Below are 16,698 nucleotides of genomic sequence, written 5' to 3'. Positions count from 1 at the left end.
GGGCAGGCGTGGCCGCAGGCGACGTGCTGCTTGAGATCGAGGACCTGCGTACGCACTTCCACCTGGACGACGGCGTCGTGAGCGCCGTGGACGGCGTGGACCTGCGGGTGCGCAAGGGCGAGACGCTGGCCATCGTCGGCGAGTCCGGCTGCGGCAAGAGCGTCATGGCCCGCTCGATCCTGCACCTGGTGGATCCGCCCGGCCGCATCGAGGGCGGCAAGGTCACCCTGCACCGCCCCGGCGGGCCCGTCGAGCTGGTCGGCGCCGGCCGGCGGCTGCTGCGGCAGGTCAGGTGGAACGACATCGCGATGGTGTTCCAGGAGCCGATGGCCTCGCTGAGCCTGGTGCACACGATCGGCGCGCAGATCGTCGAGGCGGTGCGGCTGCACGAGAACGTCGGCAAGGCCGAGGCCCGCAGGCGCGCGATCGACCTGCTCGACCGGGTCGGCATCCCGATGCCGCAGCGGCGGGTGGACTCCTACCCATTCGAGCTGAGCGGCGGCATGCGGCAGCGGGCGATGATCGCGATGGCGCTGTCGTGCCGGCCGAGCCTGCTCATCGCCGACGAGCCGACCACCGCGCTCGACGTGACCACGCAGGCGCAGATCCTGGAGCTGCTGCGCGACCTCCAGGACGAGCTGGGCATGGCGATCATGCTGATCACCCACGACCTGGGCGTGGCGGCGCAGGTGGCCGAGCGCATGGCGGTGATGTACCTGGGCCGGGTCGTCGAGTACGGCTCCGCCGAGCAGGTGCTGTCGCAGCCGCGCCACCCGTACGCGCAGGCGTTGCTGCGCTCGATGCCCCGGCTGGGGCAGGCCAGGCAGCGGCGGCTGACGGCGATCAGGGGCACGGTGCCGCCGCCGTACGCGCGTCCTGACGGCTGCTTCTTCCACCCGCGCTGCGACCACGTGATGGCGGGCCGGTGCGACGTGGTGTCACCGCCGCTGGCGGACATCGGTGATCGGGAAGTGGCCTGCCTGCTCTACCAGGACGAACCGGACCAGGACGGCCCGGACCAGGACGAGAGGGAGACGGCGTGAGCACGGAGCCGCTGCTCGAAATCGAGGGGCTGAGCAAACACTTCCCCGTCCGCAGCGGCCTGCTGGGCCGGCAGGTGGGCGCGGTGCGCGCGGTGGACGAGGTCGATCTGAGCATCGCGCCGGGCAGCACGCTCGGCCTGGTCGGCGAGTCGGGCTGCGGCAAGACGACGCTCGGCCGGTGCATCGTGCGGGCGCACGACCCGACGGGCGGGCGCATGCTCTACCGGCGGGCCGACGGCTCGGTGATCGACGTGGCGGGGCTGAAGGAGAAGGAGCTCAAGCCGTACCGGGCGGAGGTGCGGATGATCTTCCAGGACCCGCACTCGTCGCTCAACCCGCGCAAGACGCTGCGCGAGATCATCGGCGAGCCGATGCGGGTGCACGGGTACGGCTCGTCCGACGAGATCGCCGAGCGCGTCGGCGAGCTGCTGGAACGGGTGGGCCTGCGCCGCGAGTACGCCGACCGCTACCCCCACGCCTTCAGCGGCGGCCAGCGGCAGCGGGTCGGCATCGCGCGAGCCCTGGCGCTCTCGCCCCGGCTGGTGGTGGCCGACGAGGCGGTCAGCGCGCTGGACGTGTCGGTCCGCGCGCAGATCCTCAACCTGCTGATGGACCTGCAGGAGGAGTCGGAGCTGGGCTTCCTGTTCGTCAGCCACGACCTCGGCATCATCGAGCACGTCGCGGACGTGGTGGCGGTGATGTACCTCGGCCGGGTGGTCGAGGAGGCGCCGACGGAGGAGCTGTACCGGCGGCCGCTGCACCCCTACACCGAGGCGCTGCTGTCGGCGGTGCCCGACCCCGACCCGGCGGCCAGGCGGCAGCGGGAGCGGATCAAGCTGCTCGGAGACATCGCGGACCCGGCGAACGTGCCGCCCGGCTGCCCGTTCCATCCCCGCTGCGTGTACGCCAAGGAGGAGTGCCGGGTGGACAGACCGCCGCTGCGCGAGGTCGGCGGGCGGCGGGTGGCCTGCCACTTCGCCGGCGAGCTGGAGCTGCGCGGCGTGTCGGACCCCGGCGTGCGGGAGGTGACGGCATGAGCGACCCCCGCTTCGACGGCGTCGTACGGCCGTCCGCGACGCTGGAGGGCGCGCGCGAGTCTCTGTTGCCCGCCCCGCACGGCGTCGACAACCACGCCGCCAACCTGCTGCTCACCTCATCGGGCGAGCTGCTGTGCACCTGGTTCAGCGGCCCGCGGGAGGGCGATCCGGGCACGAACGTGGTGGTGTCGCGGCTGGCCGGCGGGCGCTGGGAGCGGCCCGCGCTGGTGGCCGCCGACCCGGAGCGCACCGAGCAGAACCCGGTGCTGTTCGAGGCGGGCGGCCAGGTGTGGCTGCTGAACACCTCGGGCGAGCCGCACGACCAGACCACCGCGCACGTGGTGGCCCGCACCTCGGGCGACGGCGGCCGTACGTGGAGCGCGCCGCGCGTCCTGCTCCCCGAGCCGGGAAGCTGGGTCAGGCACCCGCCGATCGTCCTGGACGACGGCACGTGGCTGCTGCCCGCCTACCACTGCGCCGCCGCGGGCGACCGCAGCGTCGTGCACGTCAGCACCGACGGCGGCGGCACCTGGACCGCGCACGACGTGCCGGACAGCGCGGGCGTGGTGCAGATGACGATCGCGCCGCGGCCCGGCGGGCTGCTGGCGTTGTTCCGTGACCGGCGGGCCGGGCGCATCCACGCCTCGGTCTCGGCCGACGGCCGCACCTGGTCCGCACCCGAGCGGACCGAGCTGCCGAACAACGACTCCTCCGTCCAGCTCACGAGGCTCGGCGACGGCCGGCTCGCGCTCGTCCACAACGACGCGAGCCTGGAGCGCGACCAGTTCAGGTGGGTGACCAAGAACGGGCGGCGGCGCAAGAAGGCGCTGCGCACCCCGCTCGTGCTCGCCCTGTCCGAAGACGGCGGCCTGACCTGGCCCGATCGGCAGGTCCTGCAGGAATCCGACTCCGAGTACTGGCAGAACGAGCTCGGCTACTCGTATCCGAGCGTGATCGACGGCGGCGGCGGGCGGGTGCACGTCGCCTTCTCCTACCTGCGCAAGACCATCAAGTATCTAGAGATTGGCGTGTGATGAAAGTTCGGCAGAGCCTTTTATACGGCGCTCTGGCGGTGGCGGTCGCGGTGCCGTCGTACGCGGCGGGCGATCGCGGCGGAGGCGACGACACCGTACGGGTCCAGCCGACCGGCGCGTACGCCTGCCGCCAGGACGTGGCGCCGCCCGACCCCGACGTGCCCAAGGTGCACGCGGCGGCCGTGGCGCAGGCCCCGCAGGGCGACATCCTCACCGTCTACTACGGCGGCACCACGGAAGGAGCGCCGGACCAGGCCCTCTACCTGTCGCGGCTGGCGGCCGGCAAGCACACCTGGTCCAAGCCCGAGGTGGTGTTCGACGAGCCGGGCAAGGCCGACGGCAACCCGGTGCTGTGGTCGGACGGCAAGCGCCTCTACCTGTTCTTCGTCACGATCGAGGGGCACGGCTGGGAGCAGGCGCCGATCCGGCTGATCACCTCCGACGACGGCGGTCACACCTGGAGCGAGCCGGTCACCATCCGCGAGGAGTGGGGGTGGATGGTCGGCACCAACCCGATCCGCATGTCGAACGGCGAGGTGCTGCTGCCCCTCTACGACGAGTCGGACTCCACGTCCGGGTTCTACGTGTTCAGCGAGGACATGAGCACGTGGAAGGCGTACCCGGAGGACACCGGGAGCTGGATCCGCACGCCTGAGGGCTCGATCCAGCCGACCGTGGTCGAGGTGGAGCCGGGACGGCTGGTGGCGTACCTGCGGACCGGCGACGGCACGATCTACACCAGCCAGTCCACCGACTTCGCCCGCACGTGGAGCGCGCCGGTGGCCGAGCCGATCGGCAACCCGAACTCGCGGGTGGCCGCGCTCAAGCTGGCGAACGCCAAGCTGGTGCTGGCCTACAACCCGTGGGTCGAGCACCGCTCCCCCATGCGGCTGTCGCTCTCACCCGACAAGGGCCGTACGTGGGAGCACACGGTGGACGTCGAGGCGCAGTCGGGCCCGCAGTTCACCTACCCGGTGCTGACGCAGAGCGCCGACGGCTTCATCCACCTCGTCTACTCCTACAACCGCAACAACATCCGGCACGTCGTCTTCAACGAGGAATACCTGCGTGACGCCGTGGGCCTGCTGTCGAACTGGCCCGAGCACACCATCACCGAATTCAGGAACGGTGTCCGGCGGAACGTCGTGCGCCAATGTGGTTACGCGCCCGCGAAGGGGAACTCATGAGGAACCAGGTCCGTGGCATCGCCCTGCTCGCGCTCGCGCTGAGCGTCACCGCCGTCCCCGCCCAGGCGTCCGTGTCGGCCGCCGCCTGCAAGGACGTGCCGAACAAGTACGACCAGCCGTTCCAGGTCTGCGACGACGAGCTGTTCATCTTCGCGGCCAACTACAAGCCGTTCGAGTCGACCGTGGACGAGTCGCGGCAGGGCACCCGCGTCTTCGACGAGATCATCGGTGACAGGCTGCGGGCCGCGTTCCCCGACGTCAAGATCAAGTACGCGACGTGGGACCTGCCCATCCGCTACGAGGACCTCAAGAACGCCGGGGTCACACCCGACATCATCATCGAGGACCCGAAGAACCGCATCGACCGCGACCTCGAGCCCATGGGCTGGGTCGGCGACCTCACCGCCGACCTCGAGCAGGCCGGCATCGACCTGAGCACGCTGAACCCGGCCACGGTGGAGCTGACCAGGTCGCGCTCCGACGGCGGCGTCTACGGGGTGCCGCTGTTCATCGACGAGCACGTGCTGCTCTACAACAAGAAGATCTTCGACAAGTTCCGGGTGAAGCATCCCAAGCCCGGCATGACGTACGACGAGGCGTACAAGAAGGCCAAGCAGCTGACCAAGGACGACGGCCTTGATCACTACAAGGGCTACATGCAGCACCCCGACCAGTATCTGGACTTCAACCAGGCCGGTCTCTACCCGTTCCTGCCGACGTCGGGCGAGGAGCCCGCGCCCGAGGACGTCAAGGTCGACGTCAGCAGCGACGCCTGGAAGCAGTACGTCGACAACCTGTACCGCTTCCTGGAGATCCCGCGCAACGAGTTCACCACCGTCACCGACTTCTTCAAGGGCGACATGAGCCAGCCGGGCCACCTGGCCATGGCGGTCGACACGCTGTCCCGGCTCACCATGTACGCGGGCAGCGAGCTGTTCATCGAGGACGGGGACGAGGAGTCCTTCGCCGAGCAGGGCAAGAACGTCGACATCGGCGTCAGCGCGATCCCGGTGCTGAAGAAGGGCGACAGGACGACCTACCAGCCGAACACGCGGGCCGCGTTCATCCCGCCGTCCTCGCAGAAGAAGGACCAGGCGCTGCGGATCGTGAAGTGGCTGGTCTCCGAGGAGGGCCAGACCGAGCTGTCCAGCCACGGACTCAAGGCGGTCCTGGAGACCGACAAGGTCGTGCGGAGCTTCGGCACGGCGATCCCCGAGCTGGCGAAGATCGACACCTCGGCCGTCTACTGGGGCGAGAACGCGACGATCTCGAACTACCAGAACACCGAGTTCTGGGACCTGCCGCTGTGGTCGGTCTACCGCCAGCACATCCTGCGTGACGGCGGCACGCCCGACCAGGCGCTGGCCCTGACCCAGCAGCAGGACATCCCCACCTACATCAAGGCGCAGAGCGAAGCAGGGAAGGACTGGTAACACTGTCCCCCACCGTGGAACGCTGGGGCGTCCACGAGATCGAGCTGTCCGGGCCGTCCGGCGGCAACCCCTTCACGGAGGTTCGCCTGTCGGCCCGGTTCAGCTTCCGTCACCGCGTCGTCGAAGCCGACGGCTTCTACGACGGTGACGGCGTCTACCGCGTCCGGTTCATGCCGGACGCGGCGGGCTCGTGGAGCTACACCACCGTCAGTAACGTGACCGAGCTGGACGGCCATGGGGGCGCCTTCGAGGTGTCGCCCGCGTCCGAGGGCAACCATGGCCCGGTGCGGGCCGCCGGCACCGGCTTCGTGTACGCCGACGGCACGCCGTACCTGCCGTTCGGCACCACCGCCTACCACTGGACGCACGACCTGGATGAGGAGCGCGAGCAGCGCACGCTGCGGACGCTGGCCGGCTCGCCGTTCAACAAGCTGCGCATGTGCGTGCTGCCGACCGGGCCGATGCGGCCGCCGCTGGTGCCGTTCGCCGGCACCGACCCGGACGGGCTCGACTTCACGCGCTACGACCCCGCCTTCTTCCGCCACCTGGAGTCCCGCGTACGGGACCTGCGGGACCTCGGCGTCGAGGCCGACGTCATCCTGTTCCACCCGTACGACGGGGGCGTGCGCGGCATCGAGGACATGGGCCGCGAGGCCGACCACGCCTACCTGCGCTACGTCATCGCCCGCCTGGCGGCCTTCCGCAACGTGTGGTGGTCGGCGGCCAACGAGTACGACTTCAACAAGGCCAAGACCGTCGAGGACTGGGACGACATCCTGCGCACCATCGCACGGCTCGACCCGTACGAGCATCTGCGCTCGATCCACAACGGCACCCGCATGTACGAGGTCGCCTCCCTCTACGACTTCACCAAGCCGTGGGTGACGCACCAGAGCATCCAGCACTGGGACGCCACCCCCACGGACGCCTGGCTGCGCGCCTGCCCCAAGCCGGTGGTGATCGACGAGATCTCCTACGAGGGCGACCTGGGCAAGCGCTGGGGCAACGTGACCGCGCAGGAGCTGATGGACCGCTTCTGGGAGGGCGTGGCGCGGGGCGGGTACGTCGGGCACGGCGAGTCGCTGATGGGCCACCAGCCGCGCGCGTGGATCAGCAACGGCGGCGGCCTGTTCGGCGAGAGCCCGGAGCGGATCGCGTTCCTGCGGCGCGTCGTGGAGGACGGCGCCGCCGGGTCGTTCCTGCGCTACCTGGGGCGGCGGCAGCAGGCGCACGTGACGGTCGAGCTGCCGGACGACTGCGCGTACCGGGTGGAGCTGATCGACACCTGGGCCATGACGATCACCCCGGTGGACGGGGAGCACAAGGGGCGGGCGCGGGTCGCGCTGCCGGGCCGGCCGTACCTGGCGCTGCGGATGACGAGGGTGAGTTCATGATCGACAAGGGGTTGGCGACGACCGCGCTCGGCTGGCACCTGCACGACGAGCGGCGGCGCGCGCGGACGCTGGCGGCGCTGCGGTCGTCGCCGTTCGACCGGGTGCGGATGGCGGCCCTGGCCTCCCGCTGCTCGCTCGACGCGCTGGAGGAGCGGGTGGAGGAGCTGGCCGCGATCGGCGTGACGGCCGAGCTGGTGCTGCTGCGGCCGGGCGAGGGGGTGGAGGACGCGGAGGCCGCCGCCCGCTACCTGAGCGAGGTGGTGCCCCGGCTGGCCGCGCACCGGAACGTGTGGTGGTCACTCACCGACGACCCGGCCGCGTTCCCCGCCTTCGACGAGCACGACTGGGTGGCGCTGGGCAACCTCGTCGCCGAGCAGGACCCGCTGCACCATCCGCTGTCCATCACGGCCGAGGCCGGCTCGCCGCTGCTGTGGCGGCGGATCTGGACGCACGGCAGCGTACGGGCGCGCAGCCCGCGCGACGCCTGGGTGGCCACCCGCCACCACCACAAGCCGGTGCGGATGGACATGTGCGGGTACGAGGGCGACGCCGGCGACCCGTGGCTCAGCCTCACCCCCGAGGAGGTGGTGGCCCAGGCGTGGGACGGCGTCGTACGGCGGCGGCCCGTCACGCACGGCGAGGCGTACGCCGGGGACGACGGGCTGACCTGGTCGCAGGACGGCGGGACGCTGGCCGGGGCCGCGGTGCCCAGGCTCGCGCTGCTGCGCCAGGTGCTCGCCGCCGTCCCCGACGAGGCCGCCTACCACGACAGGGACGCGCCGATGCTGGAGCTGACCGGGGAGTTCTACCTGGAGTTCTGCGGCGAGCACCGGTTCCCCGAGCGGTCGTTCGACGTGCCGGACGGGCGGTACGAGGCCGAGGTGATCGACACGTGGGAGATGACGGTGACGCCGCTCGGCATCATGAAGGGGCCGGTGGTCACGGTGCCGCTGCCCGGCACGGTCGGCCAGGCCATCCGCCTGCGCCACGTCCCATGACCGCCGCCCTCACCGGACCTGGAGGAAAGGCGGTGGAGGTGGATGGGGCCGAGGTGCGGTTCGGACGGCATGGCGTCATGGAGCCGCATCTCCAGGTGCCGCTGCACGTCCTGTTCACCGCCTCGGTCGGGCGGCCCTGGCGGTTCCAGGCCGCCGACCCGGCCTCCGTTCGGGTCCGGCCACCCGAGCCCGGGGGCGGGATCGTGGTGACGGCGCGGGCCGGGGAGCTGAGCGTCCGGCTCGAGCTGGGCTTCGGCCGCGAGGGCCTGCTGGAGCTGCGCACCGCATGGCACAACGAGACCGGCCGCCGGCTCACCGACGTGGCGGCCGGCCTGCTGCTCCCGCTGCCGGCCGAGGACGTCCACCTGACCATGCCGGGCGTGCTCTACAACGACAACCCGTCGTCGGACCCGAGCCGCGAGGTCCCGCACGTCGGCTTCGTGTGCGAGGAGCACCGCCTGCCCATCCCGGCCGTCAACGCCGCATGGGACGGCCGCTACGTCAGCCTGTTCGCCCACCCCGACCCGGTCAGGGACGAAAGGGACGGCACGGTCGCGTACGGCTCGCTCGGCGTGGTCCGCGCGCCGGGCCCGGCGGTGACGGCGCTGACGGGCGTGATCGCGTTCAACGGCCGTCCTGACGTCTGCTACGTCAGCAAGGCCACGACGGAGGAGCGCCCGCTCGGCTACCGCGACCTCGCCCCCGGTGCGGCGATCACCACCCGGCACAGCCTCGGCTGGGGCGAGGTCGAGCCGCGCGGCTTCGGCTTCAGGACGCTCGTGCACACCCCCCTCTACCGGGACGAGGGCGCCGCCCCGCTGACCGCGTCCGACATCGTCCGGCTCAAGGCGAACGCGATGGACGCCCGCTGGAACGGCGACGGCTACCTCGCCTACGAGGGCGTGCGCCACGGCCGCCCGCGCTCCTACCTGTACGGCTGGACCGGCCAGTGCATGAAGCTGGCCCTGTGCGACGCCATGCTCGGCATCGAGGACGGCGAGCCCGAGCGCGTCGAGCGGGCCCGCCGCGCCGCCGGCTTCTACGTGGACGGCAGCAGGACGCCGGTACGCGGCCTGCACGCCGCCCGCTACCTGGTGGACGAGGGCCGGTGGGAGATGTTCGCCAGGGACGGCTGGGGCGAGTTCGTCTCCAGCCGGGCCCACGGCGAGACGATCACCGACCTGGCCGCGCTGGCGCTGCTGTTCGAGGAGGCCGGACTGGAGGTGCCGCGGTCGTGGGTGGAGACGGTGACGGACGCCGCCGCGGTGTTCTGGCACACCAGGCTGTCCGAAGGGGTCGTCCCGGTCGGCTGGAGCCCGCTCGGCACCCCGGTCTCCGGCCTGGTCAGCGCGGCGGGGGTGGCGTGCGTGCCGGCGATGCTGGGGGCGTACCGGCTGAGCGGGGAACGGGTGTGGCTGCTGCGCGCCGAGGAGGTGCTGGCCTGCTACCACCGGGTGCACGCGGCGACGTACGAGCGGCCGTTCGCGCACGCCACCCTCGACGCCTCCGGTGAGGACAAGGAGGCCGGGATGTACTTCTTCCTGGCCGCGTACGAGCTGCACCGGCTCACCGGCGACGAGCGCTTCGCGGAGTGGGCGGAGGCGGCGGCCGACTGGCTGCTGACGTTCGTCTACGCGTGGTCGCCCGAGTTCGCCGCGGACAGCACGTTCGCCAGGCGCGCCTTCAAGGCGGCCGGCTGGCCCGCGGTGAGCGTGCAGAACCACCACCTCGACGTGTTCTTCCCGACGTCGGAGCTGCTGGAGTTCGGCAGGACGACCGGCCGGCCGCGCTACGCCGAGCGGGCGGTGCGGATCCTGCACGCCATGGGCCAGGGCGTCTGCAGGGAGCCGGGCGACTGGGGGTTCGCGACGCCGGGCGAGCAGGGTGAGGGGTTCTTCCAGACCAACTGGCAGCGTACGGGCGAGGCGAACACGTGGAACCCGTCCTGGGTGATCGCGCTGCCGCTCTATCACGCGCTGCGCATGAGGAAGGTGGCATGAGCGAGTTCCTGAGCGAGGCGGACGCCTGGCGGTACGCCGACGAGCTGCGCGAGCGGGTGCGCCCGCCGGAGTTCCCCGACCGGTGGTTCGACGTGACCGCGTACCGGAGCGGTGAGACCTGGACGGAGGCGTTCCGCGCGGCGATCCGCGCCTGCCACGAGGCGGGCGGCGGCCACGTGCGGGTGCCGCCCGGGACGTACCCGACGGGCGCCATCCACCTGCTCAGCAACGTGGACCTGCATGTCGAGGAGGGGGCGGTGATCCTTTTCTCCACCGATCCCGCCGACTACCTGCCGGCCGTGTACACCCGCTTCTCGGCCATCGAGTGCTACAACTACTCCCCCTTCGTCTACGCCTACGGCCAGGAGAACATCGCGATCACCGGCCGCGGCACGCTCGACGGCTCGGCGGGGCCCGAGCACTGGTGGCCGTGGGTGGGCACGCCGGAGTTCGGCTGGCGGCCCGGCACGCCGGAGGAGAGCGCGGACTGGACGGCGCTGCAGCGCATGGCGGCCGAGGGCGTGCCGGTCGAGGAGCGGGTCTTCGGAGCCGGGCACCACTTGCGGCCGAACATGATCCAGCCGTACCTGTGCCGCAACGTGCTCGTCGAGGGCGTGCGCATTGTGCGCTCCCCCATGTGGGAGATCCACCCGGTGCGCTGCGAGAACGTGCTGGTCAGGAACGTGACGGTCCATTCGCGCGGCCCCAACAACGACGGCTGCGACCCCGAGTCGTGCCGCGACGTCGTCATCTCGGGCTGCGTGTTCGACGTCGGCGACGACTGCGTCGCCATCAAGGCGGGCCGAGGCCCGGACGGGCGCCGGGTCGGGGTGCCGTGCGAGAACGTGCTGATCGAGGACTGCGACATGCGCTACCGGTACGGCTCGGTCGCCATCGGCACCGACACGACCGGCGGGATCCGCAACGTGTTCGTGCGCCGCTGCCGCTGGGGCGGCCCCGGGCTGTACTTCGGCCTGTACGTCAAGACGAACTCGGTGCGCGGCGGCTTCGTGCAGAACGTCTTCGTCAAGGACGTCACGATCAGCGAGCTGACCAAGGAGGCCGTCTCCATCGACCTCTACCACGGCGACGGCCACAACGGCGACGACCCGCCCCCGATCCGCAACGTGCGGGTGTCGGGGCTGCGCAGCGACAGGACGCGCAGCGCGTACCTGCTGCGCGGCTATCCCGAGCAGCCGCTGCGCGACATCACGATCAGGGACAGCTCGTTCGCGCGGGTGTTGCGGGCGGACGTGGTGAGCGACGTCGAGGGGCTGTCGGTGACCGGAGTGACCGTGGGCGAGACCCCCTAGAGGGTCTCGCCCGGTGGTCAGTGCATCGGCGTCCAGACCGTCATGGCGCCCGGGGTGCGGCTGGCCCAGGCGTAGTACGGGATGAACGTCAGGTCGACCGGGCCCACGTGCTCGGGCTCAAGAGGCGCGGCGGCGGTGCGGTAGGGGTAGCCGCCGTCCTCCTTCCTGTGCACGTGGGCCCGGCCGCGCGCGTGGACCGGCACCACCTCGGCGGGCAGGCCGGCGATCGGGCCCCCGTCGGCCGGCCCGCCCTCCAGGCACAGGTCGTCCACGCCGGCGCCCGGGTGGTCGGCCTGCTCCAGGCAGTAGACGAGCGGCCCGCGTTCCACGGCGACCTGGCCGCGGGCCACGTCGAGCCGGGGCACGGCGGCGGTCAGGCGGGGGCTGATGGCGAAGTCGAGCACGATGCGGTCGCCCGGCCGCCAGACGCGGCGGGCGCGGTAGTACGAGCCGGGCCGCGCGGGGAGTCCGGTGCCCGACAGGCCGTCCACGCTGGCGCCGTCGGCCCACGACGGGATGCGGGCGGCGAGCGTCCACGGGGTGTCCGGGGCCTCGGCCACGGTGATCTCCACCCGGCCGTCCCACGGGTAGCCGGTCTCGATCCGCAGCACCACGTCACCGACTCTGAGCGTGCCCGGGGCGTACAAGTGGATTTGGACGCCGCCGTCGTCGCGGGTGGCGAGGTAGCGGTCGAGCGAGGACAGCAGGCGCATGACGTTGGGCGGGCAGCAGGCGGTGCCGTACCAGTCCTGGCGGCCGCGGGCGGCGGCGCGGCGGTCGTCGGGGTTCGCCCCCGCGCGCACGCGCAGCGCGTTGACGTAGAAGAAGCGGTCGCCGGAGAGCGAGACGCCGGGGAGCACGGCGTTGTAGAGGGTGCGTTCCATGAGGTCGGCGTAGGCGGACTCGCCGGTCGCGAGGAGCATCCGGTACGCCCACTGGACGCTGCCGACGGCGGCGCACGTCTCGCAGTACGCGGTCTCCGGGGCCAGCTCGTGGGGGCCGCCGAACTGCTCGCCGTACCAGACGGAGCCGAGCCCGCCGGTCAGGTACGTCTTGGTCGCCACCATGTCGCGCCACTGCGTCGCGAGCGCGGCGAGCAGCTCGCGGTCGCCGGTCTCGGCCGCGACGTCGGCGGCGCCCGCGGCGAGGTACATCGCCCGGACGGCGTGCCCCTCGACGGTGGTGGCGGCGCGCAGCGGGACGCGGTCCTGCCGGATGCCGGGCCCGTGGTGCCCCTTGAGCGGCAGCGTCTCGTGCCCCCTGCCGTCGATCATGCGGGCGGCCAGGTCGAGGTACGCGCGCACGCCGGTCTCGCGGTAGAGCTCGGCCAGCGCGGTCTCGATCTGCGGATGCCCGTCGAGCGCGTCGGGCGGCAGGTCCTTGACGAGGTGGTCGGCGAACCGGCCCGCGACCCCGAGCAGACGCTCGTCGCCGATGGCGCGGCGGCCGGCGACGGCGGCCTGCATGAGGTGGCCCGCGCAGTAGAGCTCGTGGCTGGAGGCCATGTCGCTGTAGCGCGGGCGGCCGGTGAGCTGGGTGTGGGTGTGCAGGTAGCCGTCGGGGGCCTGGGCGGCGGCGACGAGCGCGGACGCCTCCTCGTACGCGCCCGCCAGCTCGGCCGACTCGGCCCTGCCGCGCTCCCAGGCGAGGGCTTCGAGCCACTTGTAGACGTCGGAGTCGGCGAAGACCTTGCCGTGATGCCGCCCGCCGCCGCGTGCGGCCTGTTCGAGGTTGGCGAAGGCGCCGGATTCGCGGATGCGCACGCCGCCCAGGGGAATGGTGACCTCGCGGTTGACCCGCTGCCGTGCTGCCCAGAAGCCGCCTTCGATCCGCATGCCGGGCGCGGGTCGCAGGGTCACGGCGGCTTCCGGGCGGGGTCGTACCACCGAATCATCGCTCATGCGGACATCCTGCCTCACAGTTTATATATCCAACAAGATACGAATATCTATGCTCACCTTGACGCCACAGGAGAGGCGGCGGAGGCTGGAGGGCAGGTTTTATGCGATAGTGAATATTTATAAGGGGAACGATGGCTGAGATACCCGACACGGTCGTGCTCGAAGAGCGGGCCGAGCTGGCGATGAACGCCGTGGCCGGGCTGCCCGACGCCGGCATGGACGGCATCCCGTACTTCAGCGCCGATCTGCTGGCCCGCCCCGCGGTGCTGCGGCACGGCGACTGGGACTGGGGCTCCAGCCACGGGCGGCTGCTCGACGCGTGCGTGCTGGCCAGGCACATGACGGGCAAGGACACGTGGCGGGAGGTCGAGGACGGCTACCGGCGGCGGCTGGCCGGCTTCTTCGGCCCCGACGGGCTCAGCTACCGCCGGGCCCGCCCCGAGGCCGGCTGGCCCGCCCACGCCAACCTCATCGACCAGCGGGCCGTGCTGCTCTCACTGACCACGTCCTACCTGTCCGACGGCGACCCCGAGGTCAGGAGGCTGGCCGACGGGCACGTGGCCGCGCTCAAGCGCATCGCCGTCAAGGAGCGCGACGTCTGGTTCTACCCGGCCTCGGAGTACACGCCGGACGGCTGGCCCTCGCCCAACGCGATCGCGCTGCACCTCGCGCCCGACCCCGCCTCGTTCAGCGGCCGGCTCATCATGCCGCTGCTGCGCTACCACCAGGCCACCGGCAACGAGGACGCCCTTGAGCTGTGCGGGTGGTTCGCCCGGCTGATCGTCGAGAAGAGCGGCGTCTACCACGAGGACGGCAGCTTCAACCCGGCCCGCGCCTACCGCAGCGGGCACTTCCACACCCGGCTCGGCACCCTCGAAGGACTCGCCCGGTACGCCCTGCACACCTCCGACCACGAGCTGACCGCGTTCGTGCGCCGCTCGTACGACTGGGCGCTCGGGCAGGCCACCGCGTTCGGCTGGACGCCCGGCGACCTGGCCGACCAGCGCTACGAGCACGAGAGCTGCTCCCTGGTCGACCTCATCGGCCTCGGCGCCACGCTGGCCCGCGCCGGGCACACCTCTTATTGGGGCGTCGTCGAGCGGTTCCTGCGCAACCACCTGGTGGAGTCGCAGCTGCTGGATCTGAGCTGGGTCGAGTCCGCGCCCGACACCTCGGGTGACGAGCCCGGCTGGACGACGCACGTACGGGTGGGCGAGCGCGTCCTCGGCGCCTTCGCCGGGTACGGCGCGCCCAACGACTTCGTCTGCGACGTCGAGCTGGGCCGCGGGCACACCGCCGACGTACAGGCGTGCTGCGTGGGCTCCGGTGTGCGCGGCCTGTTCTGGGGCTGGAACAACGTCGTCGCCGCCGAAGACCGGGTCACCCGCGTCAACCTGCTGCTCAACCGGGCCACCCGCCAGGTCACCGTGCTCAGCCACCTCCCCCACGAGGGCCGGGTGGACCTGGACGTGCACGAGGACCTGCGCGAGCTGCGCGTCCGCATCCCCGGCTGGGCCGGCTACGCCAAGGTCCGCGTCACGCGCCCCTCCGGCGGCTTCGACGGCATCCGCACCGGGGCCTGGGCCCCCGACGGCTACCTGTCGATCCCCGCCCCGCGCCGGGGCGAACGCGTCACCGTCACGTTCCCCGTCCCCGAGCGGACCAGCACGGAGGTGGCGGCGGGGCGCGAGTACCAGGTGCGGTGGCGGGGCGACGACGTGACCGGCATCAGCCCGGAGGGCACGGCCCGCCCGATGTACAGCGCCCGCAAGGTCCACCCGACCACCCCACGCCGTACGTACGACCTGAACCGACCCACCACGGAGTGGACCTGGTGACTGGGCCGGCGACCGGGCCGCTGACGGGGGCGGTGACCGGGCCAGCGACCGGGCCAGCGACCGGGCACGTGAGCGGGCACGTGAGCGGGCCCGTGACTGCGTGGTCGGCCGCCGCCGAGGTCCTGGGCGGGAGCCTGTGCGACGTGACGGTCCGCAACATCATCCGCCCCGCCGTCGGCGGGACGGACCTGCGGGTCCGCCTCACCAACGCTTACGGCGACCGCCCGCTGCACGTCGGCCACGTCTACGTCGGCGTGCCAAGCAGCGGACCAGCCCTGGAAGCGGGCTCGAACCGCCTGCTGACCTTCGCCGACGATCCCGAGATCACCCTGGCCCCGGGCACGACGGCACTCAGCGACCCGCTACCGGGCTTGGTGGCGGCCGGCCGACGACTCGCCATCACCCTGTACCTACGCGGCCCAAGCGGCACTTTGACCGGCCGCAACCGCGCCACCTCCCCGTCCCTGCCTTCCGAACGTCCCGGGATGCCCGCCTACCGGTCCCTGCCCGGCGACCACGCCGCGGACGAAAGCGGCGCCCCGTTCGTCGAGGAGGCGACAGTCTGGCACTGGCTGGACTCTCTGACCGTCGTCCCTCCGGCGCCGGTGCAGGTGGTGGCGGTGCTGGGCGACTCGATCACGACAGGCGTCGGCTCGGAATCGGGCCAGGGCTGGCCCGACTTCCTGCGGCTCCCTGTCGCGAACGACGGCATCTCAGGCGGAAAGCTCCTGACCGCAGGACCAGGGCACTCCGCCGAAACCCGCCTGACCACGGAAGTGCTCTCCAAGCCAGGCATCACCACGGTGATCGTCCAGGCCGGCATCAACGACGTAGGCGCGGGCGCGCAGGCAGAAGACCTGATCGCCGCGTATGAGCGAATGGCGGTAAAAGCCCACGCCGCCGGCGTGCGCCTGATCGTCGGCACACTGACTCCGTTCGAGGGCGCGGAGTACTGGACGACGGAGAGAGAGCGCACCCGCCAAAAGGTGAACTCCTTCCTCCGCCGAAGCGCCACCCCCCACCACCGGGACGCCGCACCCGACCTCCGGTGCACTACGCCCGGCCCCCAGGGGGCCACCTCCGAGCATCGGAGCACCACGCCCGCCCGCCAAGACGTCACAATCGACCGCGAGGAGGCAACCGCCTTTCATCGCCAGGGCGCCATGCTTCACCGCCAGCGCGACGCGTCCGAGACGCCGCCCTATGCTGGACGGTGCCAGGGCGACATGTCCGAGACGTCGCACTCTGCTGAGCGATGCCAGGGCGACACGCCCGAGACGTCGCACTCTGCTGGGCGGTGCCAGAGCGACGCGTTTGGGCGCCGGGGTGCTCCGTTCGACCGGTTGGCCGACTTCGACGCCGTGCTCCGCGACCCCGCCTGCCCGACTCGCCTCCTGCCGGCCTATGACAGCGGCGACCACCTCCACCCCAGCACAGCCGGCCACCGCGCCATGGCCACCGCAGTGGACCTCCGCGCCCCGCGCCCCTCCTGACCCGCGCCCCGCGCCGGCCGAGGCCGG

Annotated in this window: 12 protein-coding genes; 11 read left to right on the top strand and 1 reads right to left on the bottom strand. The window is 71.9% G+C overall.

Going from position 1 to position 16,698, the window contains the following annotated elements; translation table 11 throughout:
- Positions 1-8 precede the first annotated feature (8 nt).
- The 9 genes from AB0K18_RS00060 to AB0K18_RS00020 are packed head-to-tail and all read left to right on the top strand — an operon-like array spanning position 9 to position 11,439.
- Positions 9-1,043: an ABC transporter ATP-binding protein gene (locus AB0K18_RS00060; RefSeq protein ID WP_364907557.1), complete on the top strand. Its 1,035-nt coding sequence runs from the start codon at positions 9-11 to the stop codon at positions 1,041-1,043.
- Positions 1,040-2,080: an oligopeptide/dipeptide ABC transporter ATP-binding protein gene (locus AB0K18_RS00055; protein WP_364907554.1), complete on the top strand. Its 1,041-nt coding sequence runs from the start codon at positions 1,040-1,042 to the stop codon at positions 2,078-2,080. Before AB0K18_RS00060 ends, AB0K18_RS00055 begins: the two co-directional genes overlap by 4 nt.
- Entirely contained in the window at positions 2,077-3,114 is a 1,038-nt protein-coding gene (locus AB0K18_RS00050; protein ID WP_364907551.1) for a sialidase family protein, read from the top strand. The genes AB0K18_RS00055 and AB0K18_RS00050 overlap by 4 nt, the downstream gene beginning before the upstream one ends.
- Positions 3,114-4,301, top strand: a complete 1,188-nt coding sequence (locus AB0K18_RS00045; RefSeq protein ID WP_364907548.1) for a sialidase family protein — start codon at positions 3,114-3,116, stop codon at positions 4,299-4,301. Before AB0K18_RS00050 ends, AB0K18_RS00045 begins: the two co-directional genes overlap by 1 nt.
- Positions 4,298-5,734: an extracellular solute-binding protein gene (locus AB0K18_RS00040; protein WP_364907545.1), complete on the top strand. Its 1,437-nt coding sequence runs from the start codon at positions 4,298-4,300 to the stop codon at positions 5,732-5,734. Before AB0K18_RS00045 ends, AB0K18_RS00040 begins: the two co-directional genes overlap by 4 nt.
- A 14-nt stretch (positions 5,735-5,748) precedes the next feature.
- Complete coding sequence (locus AB0K18_RS00035) at positions 5,749-7,128, top strand: DUF5060 domain-containing protein (RefSeq protein WP_364907542.1); 1,380 nt, start codon at positions 5,749-5,751, stop codon at positions 7,126-7,128.
- Complete coding sequence (locus AB0K18_RS00030; RefSeq protein ID WP_364907540.1) at positions 7,125-8,126, top strand: DUF5605 domain-containing protein; 1,002 nt, start codon at positions 7,125-7,127, stop codon at positions 8,124-8,126. The genes AB0K18_RS00035 and AB0K18_RS00030 overlap by 4 nt, the downstream gene beginning before the upstream one ends.
- A 32-nt stretch (positions 8,127-8,158) precedes the next feature.
- Positions 8,159-10,126, top strand: a complete 1,968-nt coding sequence (locus AB0K18_RS00025) for a hypothetical protein (RefSeq protein ID WP_364907537.1) — start codon at positions 8,159-8,161, stop codon at positions 10,124-10,126.
- Positions 10,123-11,439 carry a glycoside hydrolase family 28 protein gene (locus tag AB0K18_RS00020; RefSeq protein WP_364907535.1) on the top strand — a complete coding sequence of 439 codons (1,317 nt, stop codon included), beginning with the start codon at positions 10,123-10,125 and terminating at the stop codon, positions 11,437-11,439. The genes AB0K18_RS00025 and AB0K18_RS00020 overlap by 4 nt, the downstream gene beginning before the upstream one ends.
- 17 nt (positions 11,440-11,456) lie before the next feature.
- Here the strand turns inward: AB0K18_RS00020 and AB0K18_RS00015 are convergent, their stop codons facing one another.
- Entirely contained in the window at positions 11,457-13,340 is a 1,884-nt protein-coding gene (locus AB0K18_RS00015; protein WP_364907533.1) for a beta-L-arabinofuranosidase domain-containing protein, read from the bottom strand.
- A gap of 131 nt (positions 13,341-13,471) precedes the next feature.
- Here AB0K18_RS00015 and AB0K18_RS00010 point away from each other — a divergent pair, with 131 nt between their 5' ends.
- Positions 13,472-15,178, top strand: a complete 1,707-nt coding sequence (locus AB0K18_RS00010) for a hypothetical protein (protein WP_364907531.1) — start codon at positions 13,472-13,474, stop codon at positions 15,176-15,178.
- Positions 15,179-15,321: 143 nt separating this feature from the next.
- The gene (locus AB0K18_RS00005) at positions 15,322-16,671 is read left to right on the top strand and encodes a GDSL-type esterase/lipase family protein (protein ID WP_364907528.1); all 1,350 of its coding nucleotides are present in this window, start codon (positions 15,322-15,324) and stop codon (positions 16,669-16,671) included.
- Positions 16,672-16,698 lie beyond the last annotated feature (27 nt).

Source organism: Nonomuraea sp. NPDC049421 (assembly GCF_040677005.1).
GTDB classification, from domain to species: Bacteria; Actinomycetota; Actinomycetes; order Streptosporangiales; family Streptosporangiaceae; genus Nonomuraea; species Nonomuraea salmonea.
This window is presented reverse-complemented; position numbering and strand designations above follow the sequence as displayed.